The organism is Paenibacillus sp. NPDC057886 (assembly GCF_042796655.1).
Classification (GTDB): Bacteria; Bacillota; Bacilli; order Paenibacillales; family Paenibacillaceae; genus Paenibacillus.
This window is the reverse complement of sequence record NZ_JBHVMZ010000009.1, coordinates 226051-252923: the sequence shown is the minus strand read 5'-3', so window position 1 is coordinate 252923 and position 26873 is coordinate 226051. Positions and strand designations below refer to the sequence as shown.

The following is a 26873-nucleotide window of genomic DNA, read 5'->3' as shown; positions in this document are numbered from 1 at the left end:
ATTAAAATGAATATATGAGCACTTGTTCATATGTTATGGTTTTATTATAGGTGCGGCTCATAATAGTGTCAACCAGATTCGAGAAAATATAAACATGCCGGGTGGGCTTCATTGCATGTGCGCTGGCGGTTTACGTTGCTTTTGTGCTACCATCTGTGCAGGATCAATGTTGCGGAGTATATCTCATTTTAACTTACAGAAAAGGGGCGGACAACAATATGAAGAATCTGCTTCTGGCCGACGACGATGCCAATATTAGAGCACTCCTCCGGCATGTCATGACCAAGGAAGGGTATCGGGTGCATGAAGCACAGGATGGAGTGGAAGCGGTCAAGGTGATGCAAGAAACGCCGATCGATCTGGCGATCCTGGATGTGATGATGCCAGGTATGGACGGACTGGAGTTATGTGATTTCATTCGGCAACATTATGACATTCCGATTATGCTACTGACAGCACGGGATCAGCTATCCGACAAGCGAGACGGGTATTTGAGAGGTACGGATGAATATGTGACGAAGCCTTTTGAGCCCGAGGAACTGGTTTACCGGGTTAAGGCATTATTTCGCCGGTACCATCGCACGTCCAGTGATATCATTCGCATGAATCGCATCGTGATTGACCGGAACAACGTGGAGGTCTCCGATGGGCAATCCATTCTCTTTTTGCCAATGAAGGAGTTCGAGCTGCTCTCTCAACTTGCCCAGTTTCCAGGTCGGCTGTTCTCGCGTGATGAACTGATTCGGTTGGTCTGGGGAGCGGACTATGAAGGAGATGATCGAACCGTGGATGTACATATCAAGCGGCTGCGTGATCGTTTTGCCGATTATGCGGATGATTTTGTCATTCAGACGGTACGGGGGATTGGTTATAAGATTGAGGTGAAAGCGCATTGAGATCACTGTACTTTCGGGTATTCCTGATTACAATCGCCGTGATTCTGGTCAGCGCCATGCTGGGTTTTCTTTTATCGAATATTTATTATCATGCGAAGCTGAAGTCATTCAATGACGAGAAGTTGGTGGGCATCGCGACGCAAATGAAGCAGTTTGTGGAGCAGGAACCCGCTACGGTAGAGCATTACCTGAACAATGCCGCAGCGCTCGGTTACGAAATTTATGTGACGGATGGAAAAGGGAATGACCAATTCTATGGCCGAGAATTCCGCCAGAAGGATCTGGACAAGCAGGCTGTAGATCGGGTATTAAGTGGTGAGATATACCACGGTGTTGCCGAGTTTCCCAGCAAACCTTTTATTACCGGATTCTTCGATAATCAATTGAGCAATACAGTCGGTGTTCATCTACAGATGGGCAATGCAAGTTATGCGTTGTTTATGCGCCCGGATGTCATTTTGCAATTCGGTGAACTACGTATCTTTTTTGCGTTGATTGGAGCGTTTACGGTTGCCATTAGCATTCTGCTCTTTATAATCAGTACCCGCTATCTGGTGAATCCGATTGAACGTCTGTCCGAGGCGACCAAGCGCATTGCCCAAGGAAACTATAATTTGAAATTGTCCACCACACGGCGTGATGAGATTGGGCAGCTGGCCCAGCATTTCATGACCATGAGTCGTGAGTTGGAACGGGTAGATCAGGCGCGTCAGCAGTTTGTGTCCAACGTATCACATGAGATTCAATCACCGCTGACCTCGATTCAGGGGTTTGCCCAATTGGTGGCGGATCGGGATCTGCCTGAACAAGAACGGGAGCACTATGCCTCCATTATCGAGGAGGAGAGTCGTCATCTGTCTTTGTTGAGTAAACAACTGCTGCTTCTGTCCTCCCTTGAACAAGGCCATGAGGATCTGACCAAAGTGAAGTTCTCTCTGCGGGATCAATTCCGGCAAGCTGTTCAGGTACTGCAATGGCAGCTGGAAGAAAAGGAGTTGCTGCTTCGGATTTCGGTACCCGAATCCATCCAGCTATATGGCAATGAAGTGCTGCTCATGCAAGTATGGATGAACCTGCTGGGTAATGCCGTGAATCATCTTCCTCAGGGGAGAAGTATTGATATTCGTGCCGAGCAGACAAATTCCCAATGTGTGATCCATATTCGGGATACAGGGGATGGGATTGCTGCGGAGCATCTGCCGTTCCTGTTCGACCGCTTCTACCGGGTGGACCGTGCACGTGAGCGTTCTTCCGGCCGAACCGGGCTTGGACTGGCCATTGTGCAGAAAATTATCCGAATCCATGAGGGTACGATTGAGGTTGCCAGTTCAGCTGAAGGAACAGTCTTTACGGTGACGCTTCCCCAAATGTAATCTGTTATTCATTTTCCGTTCATTTTCGCCTCCTATACTTGGGTTATCAAGAGGGAGGTCAGAAAACATGTATTTGGCTATTAGAGAAATGAGGTTTGCCAAAGGGCGGTATGCGTTAATTGCTACAATTATGGTGCTTGTTTCATTTCTGGTTTTATTTGTCACAGGTCTGGCACAGGGGCTCGCGTATGACAACGCGGCTTCCATTAAAAATATGGCAGCAACCCATTTTGTTCTGGAACAGGATTCGAATCATCGTTTTACCCGGTCCCAGGTGGGGCAGGATGAGCTTGAACAGACGCGCTCCGTGGTAGGTCAAGAGAACGCTGAGCCGCTGGGTGTAAAAATGACAACCGTCAGTCCAGCTGGCGACACGAAGAAGCTTGATGTAACGCTGTTCATGGTGAACCCGGAAGGCTGGCTAGCTCCAACTGTAACCGAAGGATCACCAATCACGGATCTGGAGAATGGACAGGTTGTGGTGGATCACAAGCTGTCTGAAGACGGCGTGAAGATTGGAACAGTCCTGGTGGATAAAGCTTCGGGCAGGGAGTGGACGGTGGCCGGATTTGTGCAAAATGAGTCTTTCAGTCACTCTCCCGTGGTGTTCCTGAACGAGCAGGAATGGCTTGCTATTCAAGCCGGGTCACGTGCTTCTCAAGGAACAGCGGACTCGCATGCTCCGATTTACAATACCATTGCCATTAAGGATGCAGGCGAGAAGGTGGACAGCCTTGGTGCGGCATTACCTAAGACGGAAGTGATTACGAAGTCCGATGCGGTATCGGCCATTCCTGGTTACAAAGAAGAGCAGGGCTCGCTGCTCATGATGATTGCCTTTTTATATGTGATCTCGGCGTTTGTGCTTGCGGTATTCTTTTACGTCATCACGATTCAGAAAACGAGTCAATTTGGCATATTGAAAGCCATTGGAACGCGAAATGCGTATTTGGCCGGCAGTGTATCATTACAAGTATTGGTTCTGTCCGTCGGCAGTCTGGTGATTAGTGTTCTGCTGGTTCAGCTGTTTGCGTCCATCTTGCCAGCTTCGATGCCGTTTCAATTAGGTTTGTCCACATTGGCCCTGACCTGCGTGTTATTTGTGATCATGTCTATGGCGGGTTCGTTATTCTCGGTGTGGAAGGTTACCAAAATTGATGCGCTTGATGCGATTGGGAGGACAGCAGCATGAGAAACCGATTGGTATTGCAGGGAATTACTCAGACCTTTGAAGATGGCGGGGTCAGACGGACGATATTGGATAAGCTGGACCTTGAGGTTGCCGAAGGGGAACTCGTCGCAGTGATGGGGCCTTCCGGCTCGGGTAAAAGCACATTTCTGTCCATTGCAGGTGCACTCCTTGAACCGACGAAGGGACAGGTTCTGCTGGATGGAGCATCGATCATGGGCAAAAACAAGCAGGACATTTCCGATGTGCGGCTTCAGCAGCTCGGGTTTATTTTTCAAAGCGCCAATCTGATTCCTTATCTGAAAGTGGAAGAACAATTGGCACTGGTCGCGAGGCTTGCCGGAACGGACAAGAACAAGATCACGAAGCGAGTCGATGAGCTGCTGGATACGGTAGGCTTATCGCATCGGCGTAAGGCATATGCCGAGAAGCTTTCCGGCGGGGAACGCCAGCGGGTTGCCATTGCGAGAGCTTTGATGAATGATCCGGCCGTCCTGCTCGCGGATGAACCGACAGCCAGTCTGGATGCGGAACGCGGACTGGATATTGTGGGCATGATTGCACGGCTCGTGAAGGAGCAGGGCAAGAGTGCGGTGATGGTTACGCATGATGAGCGGATTTTGCCGCTATGTGATCGGGTTCTCTTTTTGGAAAAGGGGAAACTGGTACACCATTAGCGCTCAGAGTGAGCGTAAGGTTGTTCTGTCATCGTTGTGGCAATTATAAGCTTCTTTAATTCAACTGATATAACCTTAGAAGGTCCATGGATTCCCGATGGGAAAAGTGGCCTTCTTTTTTCTTTTTTGATCTATAATGAGAGATAGGACTTAAACTGGAAGATTTATTCTTACATATGAGAGGATCGGATAGAAAAATGAAGACTTTGGATCGGGAACAATTCCCGGCGCTCAGTACATCAATTCATTGGGGGATTGTTAGAGCGGAGTTTAGACTGAATGACATCGTGGATGAAACGCTGGTAAGCAATGTGAGCATCATCCCGTTTGTCGGGGATAAAGTAGTTGTTTTTCAGATCGATAACGGGAAATGGGAACTGCCGGGAGGAACGTTGGAGGTAGGAGAGAAGTATATGGATGGACTCCAACGTGAAGTGATGGAGGAGCTCGGAGCCAAGTTGATCACGTATCGGGTGTTTGGACAATTTCATTGCATGTCGAGTGCACCTGAGCCGTATAGACCGCATATTCCACATCCTCATTTTGTGAGACTCATTGGCTATGGGGAGGTTGAACTTGTGGGCCAACCGTTGAATCCGGCAGATGGGGAGCAGGTGATTGCCGTAGAGGTTGTGGAGATTGGTGAAGCGATCAAGAGATTTGAAGAACAGAATAGATATGACATTGCGGAAATGTACCGATTGGCCTATTTGATGCGGGAAGAAGGCAAACGGTAAGTAGCATGAATGCTAGTTTATTCTAAATCCTTAAATCTTAAATACTATAAACTTCGGAGGTTATGATGATTAGAGATGAAATTAATGAGTTGCTGGATGCTCTACCGGACGATGAACTGAATGTGGTGTACTCGCGAATCGAGCTTGTGCACCGCAAATATATGTATAACAAAAATTTGGAGGACAAGGGGGTCCTTGTGACTGAATTGTGCGAGGAATCCGAAGAAATTATACAGAAGTGGGACAATGCATTTGCCAAGAACGTCAGTGAGGAGGTAAGAGAGGCCATCTATTATAGCCAGTACAAGTGGCATCTGTTCAGTTATGAGAAACAGGATTGCCTAACAGACAATGCGGCACGAGATGCTTTCAATGTTGAAAATAAAAACGAGTTGTACGTGATGTACCAACACACGCCATTCATACAGGTATTTCAGAATGCGAATAATGTCATTGCAGAAGATTTTGATTCAGAACAGGACATCTATATCTTTGACCAAGAGTTCACGTGGACGTATGTACATACCCATGAATCCAGATGCGGACCGTATTTTTATAAAGTGAAGTAACAAGGAGGAGTAAGGAGTAACAGTTGAGGAGTTTGGAGTCAGCGTTTTAAACAAACGAATAATCTGCCGGAGGAGCCATCTCATGCGTAAGAGGTCGATTAAAATATTCAGACGCGCCATGTTTAGTATCCTTTTAATCGTAATACTCGCTCTGGTCTTTCCCACATGGACCCCTGGGATCAAAGGAGAGAATAGTATCAGCACGTTAGGACAGGTCGAGATCAATGGCTCAGGTTATGAGGTTATGATTCGCGGAACGGATCGTAACAATCCTATCCTTCTTTTCGTGCATGGTGGTCCAGGTTGCTCCGAGATCCCTTATGTAAGGAAGTATCAGCAGGAACTTGAGCAACATTTTACCATTGTGCATTATGATCAACGTGGAAGTGGAAAGTCATATCATTTTATGGAGGAATATTCAGATGTGACTTCGGATGTGCTTGTAGATGATTTGCTCTCTTTAACGGATTACGTCACTGCCGAGCTGGGACAAGAGAAGGTTGTGTTAGTCGGTCATTCATTTGGTACATACATAGGAACAAAAGCGGCGGCCAAAGCACCGGACAAATTCATGGCTTATATAGGTATTGGACAAATGGCGGATACTCCTCAGAGTGAGCTGGATAGTTTGGAATATACGATCACACAAGCGAAACAAGCAGGCAATACAGAAGATGTGGAAAGTCTGGAGCTTCTTCGCGATTCAATCGAGCGAGGAGAAAAGTACACGCCAAGAGATCTGGTTCGCAAGTATGGCGGTGCAGCCAGGCTGATTGACGACAACAGGGATTATACGCTTGGCTTTCTACTGGGAACCGAATATAATGCGCTTGATGTAATTAGGTATTCCATGGGTGTGCAGGCTACACAGGAAATTCTCATGAAGGAAGAGTCCGCCAACCATTTGCCAGACATTGTAGAACAACTGGAGCTTCCGACTTATTTTGTTATGGGGAAATATGATTATATGACATCTGTGAAAGCGGCACGGGAGTATTTCGAAGTACTTGGAGCACCCGAAAAAGATTTTGTTGTATTTGAAGAGTCGGCCCATTATCCACAGTTCGAGGAGAAAGAACGATTTGCAGCGTGGTTGATGGGGATAGTAGACCGTTTGAAATAAAGTGTTTCATTCGAAGGGAAAAGAATTTGAAGCTCGTAAGTGTATAAAAAGGGGGATTATTCATGCTTTTATCCTATCATCCAATGAAAATAGCTGATGCAGAAAAAATCGTTACCTGGAAGTATGAAAATGAATACGCGATGTACAGTTTCTCTGAATCCAATGAAGATATTCAAGAATTGATGAATGGGGAGTACTTTTCAGTCCTGGATGAACTTGAGAGGGTAGTGGGATTTATTTGTTGTGGGGAATCAGCTCGAGTTCCGGGAGGAACCTCAATCGGACTGTATCAAGAAGAAGGATATCTGGATATAGGCCTTGGATTAGATCCAGATCTGACAGGACAAAAGATAGGATCTGTATTCCTTAAACAAAGTTTAGTATTCTTGCAAAACCATTTCAAAAGTTCTCAGTTTCGGCTGGTTGTTGCCACATTCAACGAACGAGCAATTAAAGTGTATGAGCGGACAGGCTTTAAAAGAGATAAGGAGTTTTATAGCAAAGTGAATGGCGAAGACATGTTATTTATCAGTATGAAAATGGAAATGCCTATCTACTCTTTTGAAGAAATAACGGAGCAGGATTTGAATGAAGTCAGGGAATTATATAATTACTATGTCTCCAACACGACTATCTCATTTCATACTGAAGAATTGACCCTGGAAGAAATCAAAGCATCTGTCATGAACAAAAATCCGCGTTTTAAATCGTTTGTCATTAAAGAAGAGAACGAAATTAAAGGGTATGTGCTAATTACCCAATACAAGAGCAAACAAGCCTACGACTTCTCGGGAGAAGTAACCATTTACTTGAAACCGGATATTGTAGGGAAGGGCATTGGTGGAACGGCACTGCGATTTATAGAAAATGTTGCACGCGAGCAAGGATTTTACACCTTGATTGCTACGGTATGCATGGAAAACACACGTAGCAAGTCCCTGTTCGAAAAGCATGGATATGAGCAATGTGCGATGTTTAAAGGAGTGGGATATAAATTTGATCGCAGATTGGATATTGGTAGTTTTCAAAAGGTGTTATAACGTATGAATCTCGTTATCCGATAAACAGAAAGGGTGACTAACATGGCAAACACTAAAGGAACACTAAGAACATGCGAACAAGGGCATTCCTATTACAAAAGTAGCGATTGTCCGACCTGTCCGGTCTGTGAGATGGAACGAAAACCGAAAGAGGGATTTTTTGCATTGCTATCGGCACCCGCCAGACGCGCGTTAGAGAATCAGGGAATTACGACGTTACGACTACTCTCGCAATACGCAGAAAAAGAGATTTTGAAGCTGCACGGGATCGGGCCTTCTGCGATGCCAAAACTTAAACAAGCACTTGAAGAAGAGGGATTATCTTTTAAAGAGTAACCTTCTTTTGTTGGTTAATCGATTGATTTGGTTAAATTGGTATCTTATCGCTTCCTATGGCGGTAGAACTTGAGGATGGAAGTTTGTTAGAGGAATAGTTCAGACAGTACTCACCTGTGCCATATGGATCCCTTACCTTATAAAGTCAGATCGAGTTCATAATACGTTTGTCAGATAAAAACATAAGCCCCGACCTAAGATGGAAGATCTAAGGCCGGGATTTGTTATAAGAGGATTCAAATAGAGGAGGAGATATCTTGAAAATTTTCTTAGTAAGGCATGGAATGGATGAGGAGGGCTACAGAGGTGGCTGGAGTCAGCGAGGGCTCATTGAAGAAGGTGTTACTCAATCTGAGGGACTCGGAGATTACCTGTACCATCATTCAGAAAAATATAAGATAAACACGGTGATTAGCAGTGATCTTCCGCGTGCAGTACAGACTACAAAAGAGCTTGAAAAAAGGTTGAACATCAAAGGGCATTACCTGAAAGACTGGAGAGAAATGAACAATGGAGATTTGGCTGGAATGCCAAATAAGGAAGCAGAAGTGAAATATGAAGGAGTATATTTTAACACTCTTGGAATGGATACCCCGTTCCCAGGAGGAGAAAGTCCTCGAAATTTTTATAACAGAATATGTACATCCTTTCGGGATTTATGCCGAAGTATAGAGGAGCAACAGATCAAATCCAATGTTCTACTGGTCACGCACGGTGGAGTAATCAATATCCTTTATTATCTCTTAGGAAACCAAAAGTGGACCAATACATCGGAGTTTTATTCTATTGGGAATACCAGCGTTCATACGGTTGAAAAAGGAGTAGATGGTTGGGAGTTTAGCAGCACGAATATGATGAGTCATCTAGGTTAGAAAAGGTTGTATATAAAAACAATTTTCACAACAGTTAATTCTTTTTAGTCATAATAAAGACTGCCGACAGGTGCCGTCAGTCTTTATATATATTATTTAATTGATCTTAAGCAGACGTACTATTTCACCATCTATTACTTCTTCACTAGTTTTTATAAACCCTAAAGATTCATACAACATTCCCGCAATTCGATTGTCTGGTCGGTGTCCAATCATTATTCTTGTGCAATTTGAAATACTCATAAGCTGAATCAAAGTTTTCATTGCTGCCTTGCCATAACCTTTTCCTTGATGCTTCTCGTCAATCATTATGGCAGGAATCCAATAGTTATCATCCTTGTCTGGATTCGCACAGAATACGATAAAACCGACTAAAACCTCTTCCGAGTAAATAGCACGTAATTCAAAATCATCAACATATTTAGATTCAGCAATCCAATAAACGACAGGTGCAGGAAAGATATTATGCTGCTCTGGCTTAACTTTAAGCTGGGTACATTCATACCAATTTTCATTAGACACTGGCTTTAATACAACTACCATACAAAATTCCTCCCAAATTTTACTTCGCAGAGGAATTTATCCTCTGCGGTTACTTCGTATCCTTCCTAAAAACCATTGCAACATGGTTATTCTTCATACCACATCACTCCTTTCGAAATGAAAAAACTCTAATGTAGCTTATTTGCTTTTTTGCTTAGTATATCCTTCTTTTATCAGAGAAAATAGATTGAACATATCAATCATTTCAAAACAAATATTTGAGAAAATGGCCTACTACGCTACAATGGAATGAAATGGAAGTCTAAGGGGGTTGCCGATATGAGTGATAAACCGAGTGATTTGTTGCGTGGGTTGAAGTCCTTGTCTGGATCTTTTCCGACTTGGGATACCGAACAGTTACCGGATCAACCAGGGGAGCTTTTTCTGGAATGGCTGAGACTGGCCATTGATCATGAGGTGAAAGAACCCCAGGCGATGACGATCTCGACAGTGGACTCGAATGGTTTTCCAGATGCACGAGTATTGATTTTGAAAGACGTAGTTGACGAAGCTTTTTATTTTGCATCTGGCTCGGAGAGTCGAAAAGGACAGCAACTGGAGAGCAATCCGCATGTGGCACTGACCTTTTACTGGCCTACATTGGGCAGGCAGATCCGCATAAGGGGAGAAGCCGTGGATATGGGCGAGGAAGCAGGTGCGGCGGATTTTCGGAAAAGATCGGCAGGGGCACGCGCAGTTGCGATGACAGGACGACAGAGTCAGGAGCTGGAGAGCGAGGAAGAATTGGAACACGCCATTGCCGCTCAGAAGGAACGAATCAGCCGAGATCCTGATGTTGTGACACCGAATTGGAGACTATACGCCGTGAACGCAAAGGAAGTTGAGTTCTGGCAGGGAGACTCGGAACGAAAGCATGTGCGAATTCAATATATTCTGCATCAAGGGCAATGGAAGCACCAGAGGTTATGGCCGTGATTTTATAAAGGGGGAATATGTGTGAGTCGTAGAACTACAGGGACACTTCTGCTGGTCATAGCGGCATTTCTGTACGGTGTTCGATATTTGAGTGCTGCCATTTTTGGTTCTGGTATAGCTTCGTGGAATTCGGAATTGTTTCAGGAGATGCTGAATTATGTTGGAACCGCTCCGCAAAGTTGGAGTATAGCTGCTTTAATCCTGGGCCTGTTCTATTTAATATGGGCGGAATATGAAACAATCAGCTCCAAAACCAGAGAAAGTCTCAAGCGATTTGTGAGTAATGGAATTGTAGATCAAGAAGCGGAAAGCCGGAACAAAACAGAATAACGGGACAGAGTGATTCCTTATCAGCAACGGTTGCTAAACTAATTTGAATAAGCCGGGGAGGCATACATATGAAGTCTATTGAAAGTTATTTTGACCCATTTCCGATATTGGAAACAGAACGAATTCTCCTTAGGCCCATTACCTATTTTGCATATTTTCCTGAGTTTAGAAGGACTGAAACTCAATAAAATGGCTGGGGGTTACTCTGTACTTCACATCCCAGCGTACATAATGTCATATCGTGTATCGACCGAGATCCGCTATAATCTCCAAGTTGAAAAAACATGGATAAGGAATCGGGAGGTACATTGATTTGACAGCGAAAAACAGATATAAATCACTTGAGCTTGAAACACCCGGCGTATATGAACTGGAAGGACTGGAGGTTGGCGTGACCTCCAATTGCAATTACAAATGCGACTATTGCTGTGCCTACAATCGGGACGATGGGCAGTGCATAAGCGGTCAGGAGGTTATCCGAATTATCCGTGAGCTTCCGCGACTAAAGCGGGTGCGTTTGTCCGGGGGAGAGGTGACTCTGAAATATAAGGATTGTCTGGAGATTGTGACGTACTGCGGGGCACATGGCATCGACACGCAATTAAATACCAATGCTAGCCTGCTGACAGAAGAACGGATTCATGCTTTACGTGATGCAGGCTTGTCCAATATTCATATTTCGTTCAACTATACAGATCGGGATGCATACGCTGCCTATTACCGTGTACATCCCCGCATGTATGAGCGATTGGAGCACAACATCCGTCTATGTACTGAAGCGGGGCTGGAGACTGTGCTAGAAACGCTGCTATTTGAAGGCACCCAAGCGAACATGCAGGCCATTAGCGATAAAGTCTATGAACTGGGTGTGCGCATCCATGAAATCCAGAACAGCATTGTGATGCCACATAGTCAATGGAGCCAGATTGCCTCCAAGGAATCGCTCATTCACTCCGTAAACGAGTTAATCAAGTACAAGAAGGAAGATACAACGTTATATTTCACCTGTATGGATCGTTTTGCTGAACAACTGGGTTTGCGTGAACAGCCCGGTGTCTACTTCTCCAATTGTGTGGATGGGACCAAACAGCTGCATTTGCACGGCAATGGGGATATTCTCATATGTGAGTTATGCCACCCAGTCGTGATCGGTAATATCTACGAGGGTACGTCTTTGAAGGATATTTATACCAAGCAGCCTCAAGCGTTAACGGATTATCTAGAAAAGCAGCCCTGTCCTGCATACGATGCTCTTTTTGCTGGTTAACAGTCACGTTTATAAAAAGCTGTAAGGATCGTACTTGTCCCTATTAGGGGTACATATATGGATTGAGATCAATCATTATCACTTATATGGAAGGTTGTCTTATCTCCTCATGGGGGAAAAGATGACCTTCTTTCTTTGCGTTCAGCCTGTTTCAGATTCATTTAAGCTAGCCCGCCTATGATGAGCCTTAAGAACTTAGATGAAGAGGTGAACTTCACATGATGAAGATCTATCCAAAAACCAACGAGAACGATCCATATAAAAATGCAAAGCCAAGGCGCAAATGGCTGATGATCACCCTTGTTATTGTTCTGGGCATTGGTACCGTGATATACAGTCTGGCAGATCGCTACTTAATCCGGCATGTACAGGTTGTTGTAGCGGGTGACAATACATCAGCAACCAGCGCCTCCAGCGATACTTCAACTCCGGAGACTGAAGTGAATGCAACGTCAGATGACTGGAACTATTCCAGCGATGATATGCAGGTCAAGATCGACAAGGTGCAGACGGGCTCCGGCTCAGATCAGATTACGTATTACGTCGCAGATGTACAGCTGACAGATGCGAGCAGCCTGCGCTCGGCTCTGGCAGATAACAGCTTTGGTACGAATATTACCGAAAACACTTCAGAGATTGCAGCGGCCAACAATGCCATCTTTGCGATCAATGGTGACTATTACGGCTTCCGTGATGATGGTGTAATTATCCGCAATGGTACGGTATATCGGGATGATCCGGTGCGTGATGCGATGGCGTTGTTCAGTGATGGCACGATGAAGACGTACAACGAGACGGAAGTTTCCTCATCGGAACTGCTGGCGGAAGGCGCGACCAATACGTTATCTTTTGGGCCTATTCTAATTCAGGACGGTGAGATCGTAAGTGATTTTAGCAGTGTGAAAATCGATAACAACTTCGGTAACCGATCGATTCAGGATGCGAATCCAAGAACGGCGATCGGCATGATTGCCCCAAATCATTATGTATTCGTTGTGGTGGACGGACGGCAGGATGACAGCCGTGGTATGACGCTGGCAGAGCTCGCTGATGTCATGAAAGGTCTGGGAGCAACGGAAGCCTACAATCTGGACGGCGGCGGTTCATCTACGATGTACTTCATGGGTCGGGTTGTTAATAATCCGCTGGGGAGAAACCAGGAACGCGGCGTAAGTGACATCCTTTATCTGAAGGAGGGGCAATGATCATGACCATATTAATTCCATCATACGAACCGGATGTTCGTTTATTGAATCTGGTGTTACAGTTGCAGACGTTTCAGTTAGGACCCATTGTCATTGTAGATGATGGCAGCAGTCCGGGTTACCGGGGGATCTTCGAGACGGCAGAAGCCTATGGATGTGCGGTCCTGACACATACGGTTAATCTGGGCAAGGGACGTGCACTCAAGACAGGATTCCAACATATCAAGGAACATGGCCCACAGGGCGGTATTGTGTGCGCAGACAGTGACGGACAACATCTGCCGCATGATATCAAACGCATCTTTGATGTACTATTGGAGCAGACTACGCCGGGTATTGTACTGGGTAGCCGTCGGTTCAGTGGAACCATTCCAGCACGCAGTCGTTTTGGCAACACGGTCACACGAGGCGTCTTTTCTCTCACGACAGGTACGAAAGTATATGATACACAGACAGGCCTGCGAGGTTTTCCGTACTCGATGCTGGACTGGCTGTGCCAGATACCGGGGGAACGATTTGAATACGAGATGAACATGCTGCTAACAGCGCATAAAGAAGGGTATGAGATCACGGAGGAGTTTATTGATACGGTCTATCTGGATCATAACAAATCCTCTCATTTTCGCCCATTAGTAGATTCATTCCGCATTTATATGCCGATTCTGATGTTCAGTACGTCTTCGGTGTTATCGGCGCTGATCGATTTTGGCTTACTGTTCGTGATCCAGTACTTCACACATAATCTGTTCCTATCGGTTGTTGCAGCGAGGCTGTGCAGCTCCATCTTCAACTATACGATCAATCGGAAGTATGTATTCTCAGCCGGAAAAACGTCCAGAGTCCGTCAGTCTTTACCGAAATACTTCTCACTGGTCATTCTGGTGCTGCTATTAAATTACGGATTGTTGTACTTCTACAATGAAAAATTGATTATACCGCTGATTGCAGCCAAGCTGTTAACGGAGGTGTCAATCTTTGTGTTCAGCTATTGGGCGCAGCGCAGATTTGTATATTAAACACAGATAGAGTGAGCATACCGCTTGCTCTCTTTTTTTTATTCAAAACCGTTTCATGTTTACTGCGTTATGGGGTACGATGGAGGTAGTCATTTTGTGTAATGAACTGGAAGCTTATATGGATGAATTCGTACCATTATCAGTACAGTGTCTTTGAAACGACAGGCCTATTGTTATCGTTATATCCCATTCAGGAGCTTGAGAAAGATACGGGTATGACATTCAGTGCAGAAGTCACTTGGAATCCAACCGCCGTATTCGATGAAAAAGGTGCCATGATCACATTTTAAGGTGAAATGAGTGTGACTGGATGTTGAAACGTGTTCGCAAAGATTTGCGTTATTATCTTCAGGAACATCAGGATCAGAACAATCTCAGCTTGCATTATTTCGCATTTTTATCGGCGTTTGTGGCCTGGATTTTCTTGTTCATTAATATCAAAGTCATGCTGGTTCTGGCTCTTATCCATTACGCCCTGTCCTGGATTGGGCACTTCTATTACGAAGGCAACAAACCGGCGGCATTCCATTATCCGCATATCGGTTTTTATGCCGGGTTCACCTGGTTTTTTATCAAGACCATTGAGATCATCACCCGCAAAGAAATCATCCATCCGTGGATTAATAAACAGGACTGAAACCAGCAGAAGTCCAACTTTATAAAAATAGGAGTGTGTCTATGTATCTTCGAAGTGTGGAGTTACTGTCTGCTAAAGTCGAAAATCCGGATCAATATCCGTTTCATATACCGTCCATACAGTCATTGGAGCGATTGGAATTCAACAATAACATTACTTTCTTTGTTGGTGAAAATGGATCGGGCAAATCCACATTGCTGGAAGGCATCGCTCATCAATGTGGATTCAATACAGCCGGGGGCGGGAGGAATAATGCATTTGAGATTGATGCTGCAGAATCGTCGCTCGGGAATTATCTAAGACTGGCCTGGTTGCCCAAAATTACGAATGGTTTCTTCATGCGCTCGGAGTCCTTCTATCAATTTGCATCGCATGTCGATGAGATGGGGCCGCAGTCGCTTAAGTATTATGGTGGGCGTTCGTTGCATGAACAATCCCATGGGGAGTCTTTTCTCAATCTATTTGTGAACCGATTCAATTCCAAAGGCATCTATCTGCTCGATGAGCCTGAAGCCGCCTTATCTCCAGCCCGCCAACTCTCCTTGTTGCGCATTCTTCACGATCTATCAGACAATTCCCAATTCATTATCGCGACGCATTCGCCGATTCTATTGGGATATCCGGGAGCATGCATTCTGAGTTTTGACGATGGTGGGATTCAGGAAGTGGAGTATGAGGATACAGAGCATTATCAGATCACCCGCAGTTTCCTGGAAAACCGCGACCGGATGCTGAACGAATTGTTCAGGGACTAATTGGTTTTTATTTTGAAAGGAGGAAGGGAGCCGAACATGAGTATCAAATTAGTATTGTTAGACCAACTGGCTGCCTGTCATCATGACAAGAGCTGGTTTATACCACTGGACGAGATGTTACGTGATGTAACTGCAGAGCAGGCCTTATTGCTGAATGATGAGGGGCAATCGATCTGGAGGCTGGTGAATCATCTGATATTCTGGAATGAAACGTGGTTGGATCGATTTATCAAGGGTGAAGTAAATTCGGATAATAACTTGAACAATGATGAAACATTCTATGTTAACCCATCCCATGTAAGTGAAGAAGATTGGCAGAAAAGCATTGAACACATTGGAGCAACATTTAGTCGCTGGATACAGGCTGTAGAGGATAGTGATGATGTAAAACTGGGGATGACCATCCCCTCGTACTTCAATGCCCCATGGTGGAATGTCATATCCAATCTGTGTATTCATAATGCGTATCATATTGGACAGATCATGATGCTGAGAAAGAAAGTAAGAGGAGAGATGATATGAAAATAGGTTTTCTGATCGTGGATATGCAAGAGAGTATTGTACGAGATAAGATAGATCAAAAAGCAATAGACCGCGCTTGTGAATATATCAATCATGTTGCAGACGTGCTTCGTTCGAGCGGCCATGTGGTAGTTCATGTACAAGACGTGGAAGGGATGGAGGATTCAAATTCTGAGGCGTATCGTATTATTTCTGAGGTTGATGTGAATGAGAAGGATCTGACGGTTACGAAGGAGAGCTCCAATGCATTCTGGCAGACAGACTTGGAGCAGATTCTGAAGAGTAACGGTGTTGAGTTGTTGATCATATCGGGTTTTGCCGCCGAGGAATGCGTTCTGTTTACCTATAATGGCGCGATGGAGCGAGGATTTAAACCTGTCATGTTGCAAAATGGGATTCTCAGTACACATCACGAAGCGGTGATTTCAACCTATAGAGACCGGAACGTGATTTCTTATCCTGTAGTTAATTATCTAATCAAATAAGTGAGATTACTCATGGACGCGACGATGTCGTGTCCGTTTTTGGTTACACATAACCTTTTATGATGGAAAGGATTCTTCATCGTTTAAATTAAACTTTACCTATCTTTACTGGAGTTGAAGCGATACATTTAAGTGGTAAGCAGGGGCGTGATATGCAACTAAAGATGGGGAAGTGTGGTTCATTAATAAAGTGAGGTGTAATGACATGAATGTACAGATCACAAGAATCGATAAAAGTCAGAAAGAATTATTTTTAAACTTGTATAACCTTTATCTGTATGATCTTTCCGAATTCTCGGGTGAGGATTTGCTAGAAGAGGGGAAATTCGATCCAACGAATACCTATCTCTATCTGGAACGGGCTGAATTACATCCGTTTTTTATTCTATTTGAAGGAAAGGTAATTGGATTCGTGTTGGTTTGCTCTCCTCCATATGTAGATGATGATGTCGACTTTACAGTTCAAGAGCTATTTCTGGTTAAAAAGTATCGCGGACAAGGATTGGCTGCTCAAGCGGTTGATCTGGTGTTTGCACAATTTCAGGGAAGATTCCAAGTGGAGCAACTGGCTAATAACCAATCAGCTGTTTCATTCTGGAAAAAATACTATGAACAACATCACATTGAATATGTAGAGTCTGAGTATAAAATTGAAATTGAAAACATCGCTGGCAGCCATCGGATTCTGTCTCAAACCTTTGTACGTGCAAGAACGGACTAGATTTATGTAAATCGTGATAGGAAGGATGATTAATTTGTTTGTTATAGTAGCTTCAAAAGGCAGGCTTAAGTGGATTTCAGGAATATTTCAAGCAGAAGAGGTAGCGTTACATTACATGGAACAAATCCCCGAAGAGCTGAAAGAATACCAAAATTTAATTCACGTAGAGGACATGAAATATCCTTTTTATATTATTGAGAGTCAAGAGGATTTTCAGTTTCTAACTAAAGATGAAATGATTGTACTTTTCAATCATACGGACGTGTCAGAAGACGAAGATGAGGTGCACTTCAATATCTATACGGTTGATTCCGATTACAGACCGAAGAAGCCGGGCACAGACTATATGGGCATACTTCATCATGATCATGTGACCAATGAATTTATTGAGAAGTACAAAGAAGAAGGAACTGAGATTCTGGTCAAAAGAAGGATTTTTTAGATATTCGCATTTACCAATACATGGGTTATGATGAATGAAAAGGTTTACTGAGGGGAAGCGAGCTATTAGAGAGGAGCATGATTAATGACAAGTCGCATTGTCGTTACTGGCGGAGCTATTATTCGTGATCATAGGGTAGAATACTGCTGCAAAAAAGATCAGATTATGGCGATTGGGGATTACCTGGTGGTGGTATGGAGCCCGGTGAGAGTATTGAAGAAACTATGATTAGAGAAGTAAAAGAAGAAACGGGGCTTGACGTGAGTTCATATGAACTGGCATCCATCTACACAGGTGAGAAAATGAAATATACATATCCGGATGGCAACGAGGTTGTATTTGTAATGTTTCTGTTCAACGTCACCGCGGAGTTGGGTGGGAAACTTGATCATGATAAAACAACCCTTTTATTTAAAGATGAACAGAATGAATCGCTAGAGCTTGTTTTTAAAAGTCTGGATGAAATTGATATTTCCACAATCAACAAGGTACAGAAGCCTGTATTGGTAGATTTGATGCAAGGGGAACTCACAATTCTGCGTTAAGCCCTAGAGGATATAAAGAAGATTTTGAGAGGGAATAGGGAAAATATAGTTTGTGAGTAAATTAAAATCCCTGATTTTAATAGAGATAGGAGCATTTATTATGCCTTGGCCCATGGTTCATTTTGCAATCGCATCTGAATTATTATCTGATCCAAGCCCTGAATTTATAGTGGGAAGTCTTGCACCTGACTCCATTCATGTGAGAACGAATGAAAGAGTAGAAAAGGCAAAAACTCATCTCATGCCAGAGGCAGGACGGTTCGCAACAGACGAAGATCTCGGGGCATTTTTCAATTCCAACAAAGAACGTGCGCATAATGATCTTAAGTTCATGCAATATTTGTGCGGGTACATCGCCCATGTCTATACGGATCGTGTATGGACTTTCGAGATTTATCCTGCATATGAAGTTCATCCCAATGGACGAAGTATTTATACGGAGGATGTTACGAAGCTAGAATTTATAATCTTGACAAAAGGGTCTGATGGTCATAATTTATTGAATAAGCTGGAAGCAGGTAAGGCTTTTGACTTAGGCGGATTGCTGGAGCAAGAGGTGTATCAGTATAGAAAAGAAAAAGTAGACTTTTTAAATAACCTCGCAAATGAGCCCTTAGGTGATTTGAATATTTTATCTATGGAAGCTATAGAAGAGTTTATTCACACAACAGCCGAGAGACTCAGACAATTGTTTACAAAGTGGGATGTGTTTGAAGATTTATGCTGCATTGCTTGAGCAAGGGAGTGATATTTATGAAGGTATACAAGAAACAAGTCCGTAAAATGGTGATAAAAGATATTTTGTTCCTGTACGTTGTAGACGAGCAAGCACAAGACATTATAATCCGTATATTTTCGAATACGTATAAATCTACATTCGTGGAGTTTGTTGTCCCTTGGGAAGATACGTGGGATATATTTGTCTATGAGCCCAAGCTGATTTCTGATCTCATTCAACATGCATTAGAACAAGGATGGGACTGCCACCAGAAAAATAATCGGATGAAATTCGTCAACGCTACAAGTATCATAAGGGTGTTAATGGCAAAGAAAGAAGCTTGATGATGGGCATGGTTATACCATCTGATTCACTAAAGACTTTAACAAGGAAAGTAGAGGTATTCTAAATGAAAAAACGGATTAGCCTCGCCCCATATCATGAGAAGTACAATCAAGAGTTGGCTAATTTTTCATTAAGTGATGAACAGGTCCAGTTTACTGCAATGCCTGCGGAAGTGATGGAGGAGGCATTCCAAAATCCGAACAAATATCCGGTAGTGATTTTAAATGAAGAGACTCCAGTTGGGTTCTTCATATTACATAAAAATTCTGAATACGTAGAGGAAAGAGATGCTTACCGTAAGATACTGGTACGTGCGTTATCCATTACGATAGAACATCAAGGGAATGGGTATGCATTGGCTGCCATGAGGGAACTGCCTGAATTGGTTAAGCAGCTCGATCCAAAGATCAATGAAATTATTTTAGCAGTGAATGAGGGGAATATCGCGGTACAAAAGCTGTATCTGAAAGCAGGTTTTCTGGATATGGGCGAGCGGAAAATGGGCATTCATGGTCTTCAACTGATTTTGCAATATAGAATGATATAGGGATTGAATTACGGCAAACAAGACGACATATTTGATGAAAAGGGGGAGTAATGTGGCGAACATACACAAGGGAAGATATTCAGCTGAGATCGATGGCGAGTTTGTTGTTTTTATTATTGGAATGAGAATTAATCGCCTGTGGGCGATACATAAGTGGTTACCTGTTTTTAGATCCATGGGCCCGATGATTAAAGAACTGTACATGAACCCGGATACCGGGTTTATGGGGACGGAATATTTTATGAGCTGGCGTGGAGTGACTCTGCTGCAATATTGGAGATCTTATGATGAGCTGGAGAAATACGCACGGGGTGGCCTACATCTGGAGGCATGGAAGCGATTTAACAAATCTGTTGGATCGGATGGAATTGTAGGGATTTATCATGAAACGTACAAAGCTCAGTCCGGTTCATATGAGACTATATATGCGAATATGCCCAAATTCGGATTGGCTAAAGTGTCTAACCATGTTCCAGCGACAGGCAGGAAAGAAACATCCAGACGTAGAATGGGTGGAGAGAATGATCCCGCAGTAGAAACACCAGAGAATCCTTAGCATATGACTAGTGAAGTTCGAATTTACAATCATGCAAGTAGAGAGGAGCATGTTATTGAAAGTTAAAGTCAAACCAGAAGCTTTGGGTTCTGAGCAGCTTAGCTGGCTGTGTGTTGAGCCGATGTTGATCTCTGTTCGTGGTAAAGATGTGGCAGCAAAAGTAGAGGTATACCGGCAATTACATGAAGGACAACAAGCGATATTTTTGTTCTATTCCTATCATAACCACACCAAGAGCTTGGCGGAGTTTTATTGGTTTTCGGCGTACAACATTATCGACATGAAGAGCTGGAATGGAATTAAGAACGGGATGCGCTATTTTATTCATAATGAGATGGTAACTCTGCTGGATGACATTGAGCGCTTGATTACAGATAAAAATAAAGTTGGAGACACGTGGCGTGAGGTTCTGCCCACGGATTTGGAGAAAGACCCGATCCTGCTTCAAAGAACGGAAGAACTATACGCTAAATATCGAGCCACGGCTCAGGAAGTTATTTTACACATGAATGAAATAATTCGGCAAAATCAGGAGATGTATCTGGAGATTACGGAGATCAACGCCTAAAGTAATCTGAAAATATAAGGAGTGATCATTTCATGGAATCTCCAGATGATCTGATCTAGCAGCAGGTGTGGGTGAAAGTCAATAAGAGAACTACTCTTCCTGGAGTAGTTCTTTTTGTCATATTTTTTAAGGTGAAACTATGCTACAATTCAAAATTCTTCTAACATAACGAGTACTGAACACAATTCAATTCTACTTCTATGCTAGAATGGATAGCAGGAAAAAAGCGGAAGAATGAAACAACATTCTGAAGTAGGTAAGGGGTACGAAGATGAACGAATAAGAGATTCTGGAGTTGTACGGTTTAGATCCAGATACCAGGCACAGGCAGCGAATCCGGGCAGTTATATTGATGTGCAGCTTCTATGTGGTGCCGGTTATGAGAAGACAGTGACTTATCTGGAAAAGCTGGTCGGGAAAAGACCCAACGTGAGAACAGTTGAACTATCTTATACAGTGTGAGTCATATGACTTTGTTGATTTTTCCTAAGAGGAATGGGTCTCTAACTATAAACAATATTATGAACTGCCTTAGTCATATCCAACACGTGAGAAATGAGATGATCAATGATGACAAATGCTGCTTCCATCCAGGAACAGATGCAGATGTGCCAGAAATATAGCGCCGACTATGTGGCAAGTGAATTGCACCATAAGATCGGAATCGCCTGGAACGTCAAAGAGAAGTTGGAACCGATCCACGGTATGCGTATAGAGCCCGAAGGAGATACAACCGGATGGTATATTTGGGCAGAAAAGTACTCGGATGCAGATGACTTTTTTGTGCCTTTACATGTAATTCACATCGATGACTGGGATCCGAAAATCAAGAAGTACCTCGGACTTGCGCCGGGATGGCGGTTTGTGATTGCAGAAGATTATGAGGATGTATGGTTTGACGAGCAGTTGCTGAGAAGGTCTTAAGCAGAGCACCTAATGAGCTAAATGAACATTGAAAGGGGTCATACAATGCCGAGTGTGCATGATAACATCATATTAAGTTACGAAGTCGATTTGGAGAATGAACGCATTAGGATGCGTACCCGTTCGTATCACTCTGAGTTGTTGTCTGATGATACGGATATCCTTTTCTCGGATGTATTGGCACATTCGTTTGATACACCGTTGCAAGGCAGCATTATCTTCGATATTGACGACGTTGGTTTGGATTGTTTTATCAGTTACAATCGCGAGTTGTTGGAGAAGGGGAAAGGTCAGGGCTGGCCTATCATATATGAAACCGATGAAGAGCTGGAAACCAAGTTGATCGAGGGAAAATATCTGTACTTTGTCATTACATCATCGTATGGATTAAGTGGCTGGGTATTGGCTAAAAAGGTTGAAATAATAACAAAGATGCGGAATGAACAAGATGAAGAATAGATTTGGTTACGAACCCAACATGATCCGTAAATTACCAGTAGTAATGAGTCTTGTCATTTTAGTTGTCATTATGATTATTGCCAATCCAACCAGAACCGATTTTTATACATGGCTGGAAAGTGAGTATGGTATACATGTCTCCTACGACATCAATGAAACGACGTATACACAGATCACGAACGGCCAGGAAAAGAATCTTATTTTAAGTAGCGGACATATACAGCGTGTGGGAATCTTTACTACGTATAATGAGCTTTTTACGGATGCTAAGGGTAATGAGATTAACATTAAAGCCATTGGTGTAATGTACATGTTCTTTAAAAGATAGTTGGCTTCTGTTCTATGATGATGGAAATGTTTTATCGACATACCACGCTTTTGTATGATGCAAACATGCAGAGTAGCGTGGTTTTTGTGTTGAGCAGAATACGTAAGGGGGGAGGATTACGTTATTTGGTTCATTCGCAAATTCCACATTATGGGTTATGATGTACCTACAGAGAAAATTTAACATACATAGGAAGTTTTTCGGATTAGCGCATTCCAGTGGGAGGGATAGAATGAAAGCCATTTTTCTTGATTTTTATGGGACAGTTGTTCATGAAGATGATGATATTCTTCCAGTGATTTATAAAAAGGTCCAAGCATCTGCGCAGGTTGAATGTACAACGGATGAAATCGGTGCTTATTGGTGGAAGGCTTTTTCAACGTTGTTTTATGCAAGCCATGGCAGCCAGTTTACCACGCAAAGAATGCTGAATGTGCAATCTCTGGCAGAAACGCTTCTCCATTTCAAATCGAATCTACGGGCCGAGTCGCTAAATCGGGAACAGTTAGCTCATTGGCGTAACCCGGGCATATTTGATGATTCGATCCCCTTTCTGCAATCGCTTCAAGTCCCTGTATATATTTTGTCCAATATCGATACTGATGACGTGAGAGCTGCAATGAAGGCGCATAACATTGAAGTGGCCGGAGTGATTACCAGTGAGGATGTTCGATCGTATAAGCCAAGATCAGAGATGTTTGATGAAGCGATCAATTGGTATGGTTTGCAGCGAACTGAGGTGATCCATATTGGGGATTCTCTGACCAGCGATGTACAAGGAGCGCAAAATGCGGGAATTAAGGCTATCTGGTTGAATCGAAAAGGAAAACTCAAACCGCAACAGATTACACCGGATTATGAGTGCAAAGATCTTGCCGAAGTTGTGCATATGTTAAAGGCTGGGATATGAAAAAGTTAACCGCGTTGTCAGTATTATTTCTATTTTTAATCGCCTGTCAGGAAAAAACAACCCATGAAGCTGTGCAGAAACCAACGATTCCAGTGACGGAAAGTGTTACTGAAGAAACAATCGAGCAGAAGGATCATGAAGCAGAAGCACCCAAAGAAGAGAAAGGCATTCCTCCTGTTTACCTTGATGAAACGAACTATACAGGTGATGAACTGGAAATCGTCAAACTTATGAATTCCCGCATGCGTTATTTATGGGAAGGGGATGAACAGGGATATATGAGCCTCATTGATCCACAATCGCCAGTCTCAGGAATGTCAGGCTCAGGCTTGTCAGGTTTTAAAGTTCGCAAGATCATCTCTATGAGCGATATCAACATTCTAGAGCAAAAGAAGCTTTATGAAGCACTTGTGATGGTTACTGAATTAAGAGAGAACGAGGAAGAGGTCAGTTCTAGCATGGTGTTTTGGAAAAAGAAAGCGGATGGCGATGCTGCGAAATGGATTTTTGCAGACATCGATTAACAACAACTGAATGAAATGAAGTAAAGGGTGATGATATCATGACAAGACAATTGATACTTATTGAGGGATTACCGGGTTCAGGAAAGTCGACGATTGCCAAGATGGTATCCGAGATTCTGATTGAGCATGGCAAAAAGGTGCGACTAGTCCAGGAAGGGAACCTGGATCATCCTGCTGATTATGATGGTGTGGCCTTTTATTCTGCAGAAGAGTTCAGGTCTTTGGTGGATGCTCACGAGGCATGTAAACATATATTGGAGAGCAGAGCTACAGCCTATAAAGAGGGTTTCCTGATTCCTTATCGCAAAATGAAAGAGGAATTTGGAGTGGATTTCCCTGATCATGTGGTGCAGGAGATATTTAGCAAAGATATTTATGAACTGCCTTTTGAACAAAATGTGAAGCTGATCATCGAAAAATGGCGGGGTTTTACCGAAAGCGTGATAAGCGCGGATGATAATTCCGTCACCATATTCGAATGTTGTTTTATTCAAAATCCACTGACCATAGGTTTAGTGAAATACAATCAATCCAGAGAAGAAAACGTGCAATATGTTTTGGAATTGGAGCGCATCGTTCAACCATTAAATCCGCTACTGATCTATATACATCAGCAGGATCTGGCATATACCTTTGACAAGGCAATCCAGGAAAGACCCAAGGAATGGTCAGATGGATTCATTCAATATTACACGAATCAAGGATTGGGACTCGCGGAAGGATACCATGGTGTTGAAGGTACAGTGAAGGTTCTTCAGGCAAGAAAAGAGTTGGAGACCGAGATTTATCAGTTACTGAAGATGGATAAACACTGGCTGGACAATTCGGAATATAATCGCGCTGCTTGCCAGAAGGAATTGGAGAAGATTTTGAAAATTTCACTTTGAGATACAAAGTACAAGTACGAGATTTCTTCGTGCGGTAATACATTACATAACGGAGGTTTATTTTCATGTTATTTCTCGAGGCAACACTAATCGTCATTACCGTTCTATTGTTCATCATAGGTGTAAGGAGCAAACGCAAAACATGGATTAGATGGGGTATAGGGAGTTTAACTTTGTTAATTGTACTTTTTATTCCATCGTTTGTTAATGGATTTGTGGAGGGGGTGTCCTCTGGCTGGTCGGCAAAGTAAACCTGGATGCATTTAAAATGATGGAGGTTTATCCGGTATTTCTGAAAAAGGATCTATGCAATCTGCATGATACAGAGCGAATTAAGCATTACGTTCAGAAATAGGAGGAGCTTGTGGATATCACATTTATTCGTCATGGTCACGCTGAACATTTGCTTCATTATCCTCATCAGCTAAATCAGTTGCATCCGGGACTTACCGAACAAGGAAAGAGGCAGGCGATTAAATTACGAAAGCAGATTAAAATCTTACCGGAAGACATCGTTTTAGTGAGTCCTACGAAACGAACGATAGAAACGGCATCCCTCTTAACATCAAGCGATAAACTGACAGTCTGTCCACTCGTTGGCCCGAGAATGTTCCCTCAAAATCCGGAGTTCCCCGTTCTGCGCTGTGATCAAATCTATTCGAAAGACGAATTAAATGCTCAGTATACGGGGTTACGAATTCTTGATTTTGAACTTCATTGCTGGGTGGATGGAATTAATCGAATGGAAGAACATCAATTTGAGGTTTATGCTGGACAGCTAATTCAATGGTGCAGGGAGCAGGGCGGGAGTACTTTTATCATTTCACATGATGGTACGATAACGAGTTTTAGAGCTTTTCTTGGAGAGCAGGGGTTAACCCGAAGTGACTTTCTAGGCGAAGCAGGGCATTACACGATTAGAGATCTCTAATATAGAAGGTCAATATCTACACTAAGGGGGATTTTTCGTGAGATTATCGGACTATGAATATTTAGTTTTGGCTCTGGAAGAGGTAGATCAGGCGTTAATAGAGGGGACATATCCGATCGGTGCGATAATTGTGGATGTGGATGGGAATGTCGTGAGTAAAGGAAGAAACCGAGTCTTCTCCGAATGTGATCCGACCGCACACGCTGAAGTCGATGCTATTCGTCAGGCAGGGCAACATTTGCTGGATGTAAGTAAGAAGCGATACACGAAGAATGACCTGACCCTCTACACTACCTGTGAACCCTGTCCCATGTGTTCATGCACCATATTAATGTCGGGGATCAAAAAGATCGTATGGGCGGCGGATGATGAAGGGTATGGCGGGCTTAGACGTTTTAAGGAGGGCCCTCATTTTATCCATCTGTTCGACACACTATCCTGTGTTGCAGCGCCATATCTTGATTTGGAAAATAGACAACGGGCATTGCTTGCCCAATGGAATATTGGAAGAGGTTTGCTTAATACAGAGTGGGAGACTGCCAAACAATGAAATCCATTCCGATCTCCATTTTACTAGCCAGTGCCATTCTGGGAATATCGTTTATAGTTGGCTGCCTGTTGCTATCAAATCAGGGGAGAGCTAGTGAATCGGCTCAGGCAGTGGAACAGGAAGTGCCGAACAACAATAAAATATTAATGACGATCCAAGAAACGGCGGAGTATCTGAGTATGACTAAAGAACAGGTGATGGACATTATTAAGGCCGAACAAGGGAGTTTCTCGGCATCGGGTTTCTTTGACGGAAAAATGTTTCCTTTCATCAAGGTTCAAGATCAATTTTTGGTTAGTAGAGTCGAGTTGGAATTGTGGGCTCAGGATGCATCTTCAAGTCATAGAAGATATATTAATGGGCAGATGCAATAGTCCTATGGGAACGACGGCATAAACAAACAAAAGGAG

Annotated in this window: 41 protein-coding genes; 40 read left to right on the top strand and 1 reads right to left on the bottom strand. The window is 43.4% G+C overall.

The window, feature by feature from the left end; all coding sequences use genetic code 11:
• Positions 1 to 218 precede the first annotated feature (218 nt).
• The 11 genes from ACFVQB_RS27600 to ACFVQB_RS27550 all read left to right on the top strand — a co-directional run bounded on the left by ACFVQB_RS27600 (position 219) and on the right by ACFVQB_RS27550 (position 8812).
• Positions 219 to 896, top strand: coding sequence for a response regulator transcription factor (locus ACFVQB_RS27600; RefSeq protein ID WP_079346508.1), 678 nt, complete (start codon positions 219 to 221; stop codon positions 894 to 896).
• Positions 893 to 2269, top strand: a complete 1377-nt coding sequence (locus tag ACFVQB_RS27595; protein ID WP_379447087.1) for a sensor histidine kinase — start codon at positions 893 to 895, stop codon at positions 2267 to 2269. Before ACFVQB_RS27600 ends, ACFVQB_RS27595 begins: the two co-directional genes overlap by 4 nt.
• Positions 2270 to 2336: 67 nt before the next feature.
• Positions 2337 to 3461 carry an ABC transporter permease gene (locus ACFVQB_RS27590; RefSeq protein WP_379447086.1) on the top strand — a complete coding sequence of 375 codons (1125 nt, stop codon included), beginning with the start codon at positions 2337 to 2339 and terminating at the stop codon, positions 3459 to 3461.
• Positions 3458 to 4135, top strand: a complete 678-nt coding sequence (locus ACFVQB_RS27585) for an ABC transporter ATP-binding protein (protein ID WP_379447085.1) — start codon at positions 3458 to 3460, stop codon at positions 4133 to 4135. Before ACFVQB_RS27590 ends, ACFVQB_RS27585 begins: the two co-directional genes overlap by 4 nt.
• A 197-nt stretch (positions 4136 to 4332) precedes the next feature.
• Positions 4333 to 4872, top strand: coding sequence for an NUDIX hydrolase (locus ACFVQB_RS27580; protein ID WP_379447084.1), 540 nt, complete (start codon positions 4333 to 4335; stop codon positions 4870 to 4872).
• 62 nt (positions 4873 to 4934) lie between these two features.
• Positions 4935 to 5441: a DUF4275 family protein gene (locus ACFVQB_RS27575; RefSeq protein WP_379447083.1), complete on the top strand. Its 507-nt coding sequence runs from the start codon at positions 4935 to 4937 to the stop codon at positions 5439 to 5441.
• An 82-nt stretch (positions 5442 to 5523) separates the two neighbouring features.
• Positions 5524 to 6564, top strand: a complete 1041-nt coding sequence (locus ACFVQB_RS27570; RefSeq protein ID WP_379447082.1) for an alpha/beta fold hydrolase — start codon at positions 5524 to 5526, stop codon at positions 6562 to 6564.
• A 62-nt stretch (positions 6565 to 6626) separates the two neighbouring features.
• Positions 6627 to 7604 carry a GNAT family N-acetyltransferase gene (locus ACFVQB_RS27565; protein ID WP_379447081.1) on the top strand — a complete coding sequence of 326 codons (978 nt, stop codon included), beginning with the start codon at positions 6627 to 6629 and terminating at the stop codon, positions 7602 to 7604.
• Between the two features lie 42 nt (positions 7605 to 7646).
• Positions 7647 to 7940 (top strand): RNA polymerase alpha subunit C-terminal domain-containing protein, encoded by a 294-nt coding sequence (locus ACFVQB_RS27560; RefSeq protein WP_379447080.1) that lies wholly within the window; start codon positions 7647 to 7649, stop codon positions 7938 to 7940.
• 94 nt (positions 7941 to 8034) lie between these two features.
• Positions 8035 to 8118 (top strand): DUF2569 family protein, encoded by an 84-nt coding sequence (locus ACFVQB_RS27555; RefSeq protein ID WP_379447144.1) that lies wholly within the window; start codon positions 8035 to 8037, stop codon positions 8116 to 8118.
• Positions 8119 to 8197: 79 nt separating this feature from the next.
• The gene (locus tag ACFVQB_RS27550) at positions 8198 to 8812 is read left to right on the top strand and encodes a histidine phosphatase family protein (protein ID WP_379447079.1); all 615 of its coding nucleotides are present in this window, start codon (positions 8198 to 8200) and stop codon (positions 8810 to 8812) included.
• 96 nt (positions 8813 to 8908) lie between these two features.
• Here ACFVQB_RS27550 and ACFVQB_RS27545 read toward each other — a convergent pair whose 3' ends face one another.
• Positions 8909 to 9355 carry a GNAT family N-acetyltransferase gene (locus ACFVQB_RS27545; RefSeq protein ID WP_379447078.1) on the bottom strand — a complete coding sequence of 149 codons (447 nt, stop codon included), beginning with the start codon at positions 9353 to 9355 and terminating at the stop codon, positions 8909 to 8911.
• 279 nt (positions 9356 to 9634) lie between these two features.
• Between ACFVQB_RS27545 and ACFVQB_RS27540 the strand changes: the two genes are divergently transcribed.
• From ACFVQB_RS27540 to ACFVQB_RS27400, 29 genes are all read left to right on the top strand, one after another.
• Positions 9635 to 10291 carry a pyridoxine/pyridoxamine 5'-phosphate oxidase gene (locus tag ACFVQB_RS27540; protein ID WP_379447077.1) on the top strand — a complete coding sequence of 219 codons (657 nt, stop codon included), beginning with the start codon at positions 9635 to 9637 and terminating at the stop codon, positions 10289 to 10291.
• A 21-nt stretch (positions 10292 to 10312) separates the two neighbouring features.
• Positions 10313 to 10621 carry a hypothetical protein gene (locus ACFVQB_RS27535; protein ID WP_379447076.1) on the top strand — a complete coding sequence of 103 codons (309 nt, stop codon included), beginning with the start codon at positions 10313 to 10315 and terminating at the stop codon, positions 10619 to 10621.
• A gap of 313 nt (positions 10622 to 10934) precedes the next feature.
• A complete protein-coding gene (locus tag ACFVQB_RS27530) occupies positions 10935 to 11888 on the top strand; it encodes a radical SAM protein (RefSeq protein WP_379447075.1) in 954 nt (317 codons plus the stop codon).
• A 218-nt stretch (positions 11889 to 12106) separates the two neighbouring features.
• Positions 12107 to 13093, top strand: coding sequence for a phosphodiester glycosidase family protein (locus ACFVQB_RS27525; RefSeq protein ID WP_379447074.1), 987 nt, complete (start codon positions 12107 to 12109; stop codon positions 13091 to 13093).
• Between the two features lie 2 nt (positions 13094 to 13095).
• Positions 13096 to 14109: a GtrA family protein gene (locus tag ACFVQB_RS27520; protein WP_379447073.1), complete on the top strand. Its 1014-nt coding sequence runs from the start codon at positions 13096 to 13098 to the stop codon at positions 14107 to 14109.
• 122 nt (positions 14110 to 14231) lie between these two features.
• On the top strand, positions 14232 to 14399 hold the full coding sequence (locus ACFVQB_RS27515) for a hypothetical protein (protein ID WP_379447072.1): 168 nt from the start codon (positions 14232 to 14234) through the stop codon (positions 14397 to 14399).
• Between the two features lie 20 nt (positions 14400 to 14419).
• Positions 14420 to 14746: an Mpo1-like protein gene (locus ACFVQB_RS27510; protein ID WP_379447071.1), complete on the top strand. Its 327-nt coding sequence runs from the start codon at positions 14420 to 14422 to the stop codon at positions 14744 to 14746.
• A gap of 41 nt (positions 14747 to 14787) precedes the next feature.
• Entirely contained in the window at positions 14788 to 15501 is a 714-nt protein-coding gene (locus ACFVQB_RS27505) for an AAA family ATPase (protein ID WP_379447070.1), read from the top strand.
• A 36-nt stretch (positions 15502 to 15537) separates the two neighbouring features.
• Entirely contained in the window at positions 15538 to 16023 is a 486-nt protein-coding gene (locus ACFVQB_RS27500) for a DinB family protein (protein WP_379447069.1), read from the top strand.
• The gene (locus ACFVQB_RS27495) at positions 16020 to 16508 is read left to right on the top strand and encodes a cysteine hydrolase family protein (RefSeq protein ID WP_379447068.1); all 489 of its coding nucleotides are present in this window, start codon (positions 16020 to 16022) and stop codon (positions 16506 to 16508) included. The genes ACFVQB_RS27500 and ACFVQB_RS27495 overlap by 4 nt, the downstream gene beginning before the upstream one ends.
• A 205-nt stretch (positions 16509 to 16713) precedes the next feature.
• Complete coding sequence (locus ACFVQB_RS27490; protein WP_379447067.1) at positions 16714 to 17229, top strand: GNAT family N-acetyltransferase; 516 nt, start codon at positions 16714 to 16716, stop codon at positions 17227 to 17229.
• Between the two features lie 34 nt (positions 17230 to 17263).
• On the top strand, positions 17264 to 17671 hold the full coding sequence (locus tag ACFVQB_RS27485; protein WP_379447066.1) for a hypothetical protein: 408 nt from the start codon (positions 17264 to 17266) through the stop codon (positions 17669 to 17671).
• 84 nt (positions 17672 to 17755) lie between these two features.
• Complete coding sequence (locus ACFVQB_RS27480; protein ID WP_379447065.1) at positions 17756 to 17899, top strand: hypothetical protein; 144 nt, start codon at positions 17756 to 17758, stop codon at positions 17897 to 17899.
• Positions 17866 to 18216, top strand: coding sequence for an NUDIX domain-containing protein (locus tag ACFVQB_RS27475; RefSeq protein ID WP_379447064.1), 351 nt, complete (start codon positions 17866 to 17868; stop codon positions 18214 to 18216). The genes ACFVQB_RS27480 and ACFVQB_RS27475 overlap by 34 nt, the downstream gene beginning before the upstream one ends.
• A 52-nt stretch (positions 18217 to 18268) precedes the next feature.
• Entirely contained in the window at positions 18269 to 18952 is a 684-nt protein-coding gene (locus ACFVQB_RS27470) for a hypothetical protein (RefSeq protein ID WP_379447063.1), read from the top strand.
• Between the two features lie 17 nt (positions 18953 to 18969).
• Positions 18970 to 19278, top strand: coding sequence for a hypothetical protein (locus tag ACFVQB_RS27465; protein WP_379447062.1), 309 nt, complete (start codon positions 18970 to 18972; stop codon positions 19276 to 19278).
• Positions 19279 to 19343: 65 nt separating this feature from the next.
• Positions 19344 to 19826 carry a GNAT family N-acetyltransferase gene (locus ACFVQB_RS27460; protein ID WP_379447061.1) on the top strand — a complete coding sequence of 161 codons (483 nt, stop codon included), beginning with the start codon at positions 19344 to 19346 and terminating at the stop codon, positions 19824 to 19826.
• A 52-nt stretch (positions 19827 to 19878) separates the two neighbouring features.
• Complete coding sequence (locus ACFVQB_RS27455) at positions 19879 to 20382, top strand: DUF4188 domain-containing protein (protein ID WP_379447060.1); 504 nt, start codon at positions 19879 to 19881, stop codon at positions 20380 to 20382.
• 55 nt (positions 20383 to 20437) lie between these two features.
• Positions 20438 to 20950, top strand: a complete 513-nt coding sequence (locus tag ACFVQB_RS27450) for a hypothetical protein (protein ID WP_379447059.1) — start codon at positions 20438 to 20440, stop codon at positions 20948 to 20950.
• Between the two features lie 234 nt (positions 20951 to 21184).
• Positions 21185 to 21412: a hypothetical protein gene (locus ACFVQB_RS27445; protein ID WP_379447058.1), complete on the top strand. Its 228-nt coding sequence runs from the start codon at positions 21185 to 21187 to the stop codon at positions 21410 to 21412.
• 105 nt (positions 21413 to 21517) lie between these two features.
• On the top strand, positions 21518 to 21874 hold the full coding sequence (locus ACFVQB_RS27440; RefSeq protein ID WP_483874964.1) for an immunity protein Imm33 domain-containing protein: 357 nt from the start codon (positions 21518 to 21520) through the stop codon (positions 21872 to 21874).
• A gap of 45 nt (positions 21875 to 21919) precedes the next feature.
• Complete coding sequence (locus tag ACFVQB_RS27435) at positions 21920 to 22333, top strand: hypothetical protein (protein WP_379447057.1); 414 nt, start codon at positions 21920 to 21922, stop codon at positions 22331 to 22333.
• On the top strand, positions 22323 to 22661 hold the full coding sequence (locus tag ACFVQB_RS27430) for a hypothetical protein (RefSeq protein WP_379447056.1): 339 nt from the start codon (positions 22323 to 22325) through the stop codon (positions 22659 to 22661). Before ACFVQB_RS27435 ends, ACFVQB_RS27430 begins: the two co-directional genes overlap by 11 nt.
• Before the next feature lie 232 nt (positions 22662 to 22893).
• Positions 22894 to 23571 (top strand): HAD family hydrolase, encoded by a 678-nt coding sequence (locus ACFVQB_RS27425; protein WP_379447055.1) that lies wholly within the window; start codon positions 22894 to 22896, stop codon positions 23569 to 23571.
• Positions 23568 to 24095 carry a hypothetical protein gene (locus tag ACFVQB_RS27420; protein WP_379447054.1) on the top strand — a complete coding sequence of 176 codons (528 nt, stop codon included), beginning with the start codon at positions 23568 to 23570 and terminating at the stop codon, positions 24093 to 24095. The genes ACFVQB_RS27425 and ACFVQB_RS27420 overlap by 4 nt, the downstream gene beginning before the upstream one ends.
• Positions 24096 to 24133: 38 nt before the next feature.
• Entirely contained in the window at positions 24134 to 24982 is an 849-nt protein-coding gene (locus tag ACFVQB_RS27415) for an adenylyl-sulfate kinase (RefSeq protein WP_379447053.1), read from the top strand.
• A 364-nt stretch (positions 24983 to 25346) separates the two neighbouring features.
• Complete coding sequence (locus ACFVQB_RS27410) at positions 25347 to 25913, top strand: histidine phosphatase family protein (protein WP_379447052.1); 567 nt, start codon at positions 25347 to 25349, stop codon at positions 25911 to 25913.
• A gap of 37 nt (positions 25914 to 25950) precedes the next feature.
• Complete coding sequence (locus ACFVQB_RS27405) at positions 25951 to 26463, top strand: nucleoside deaminase (protein ID WP_379447051.1); 513 nt, start codon at positions 25951 to 25953, stop codon at positions 26461 to 26463.
• On the top strand, positions 26460 to 26837 hold the full coding sequence (locus ACFVQB_RS27400) for a hypothetical protein (RefSeq protein ID WP_379447050.1): 378 nt from the start codon (positions 26460 to 26462) through the stop codon (positions 26835 to 26837). The genes ACFVQB_RS27405 and ACFVQB_RS27400 overlap by 4 nt, the downstream gene beginning before the upstream one ends.
• The last annotated feature ends 36 nt before the right edge of the window (positions 26838 to 26873 follow it).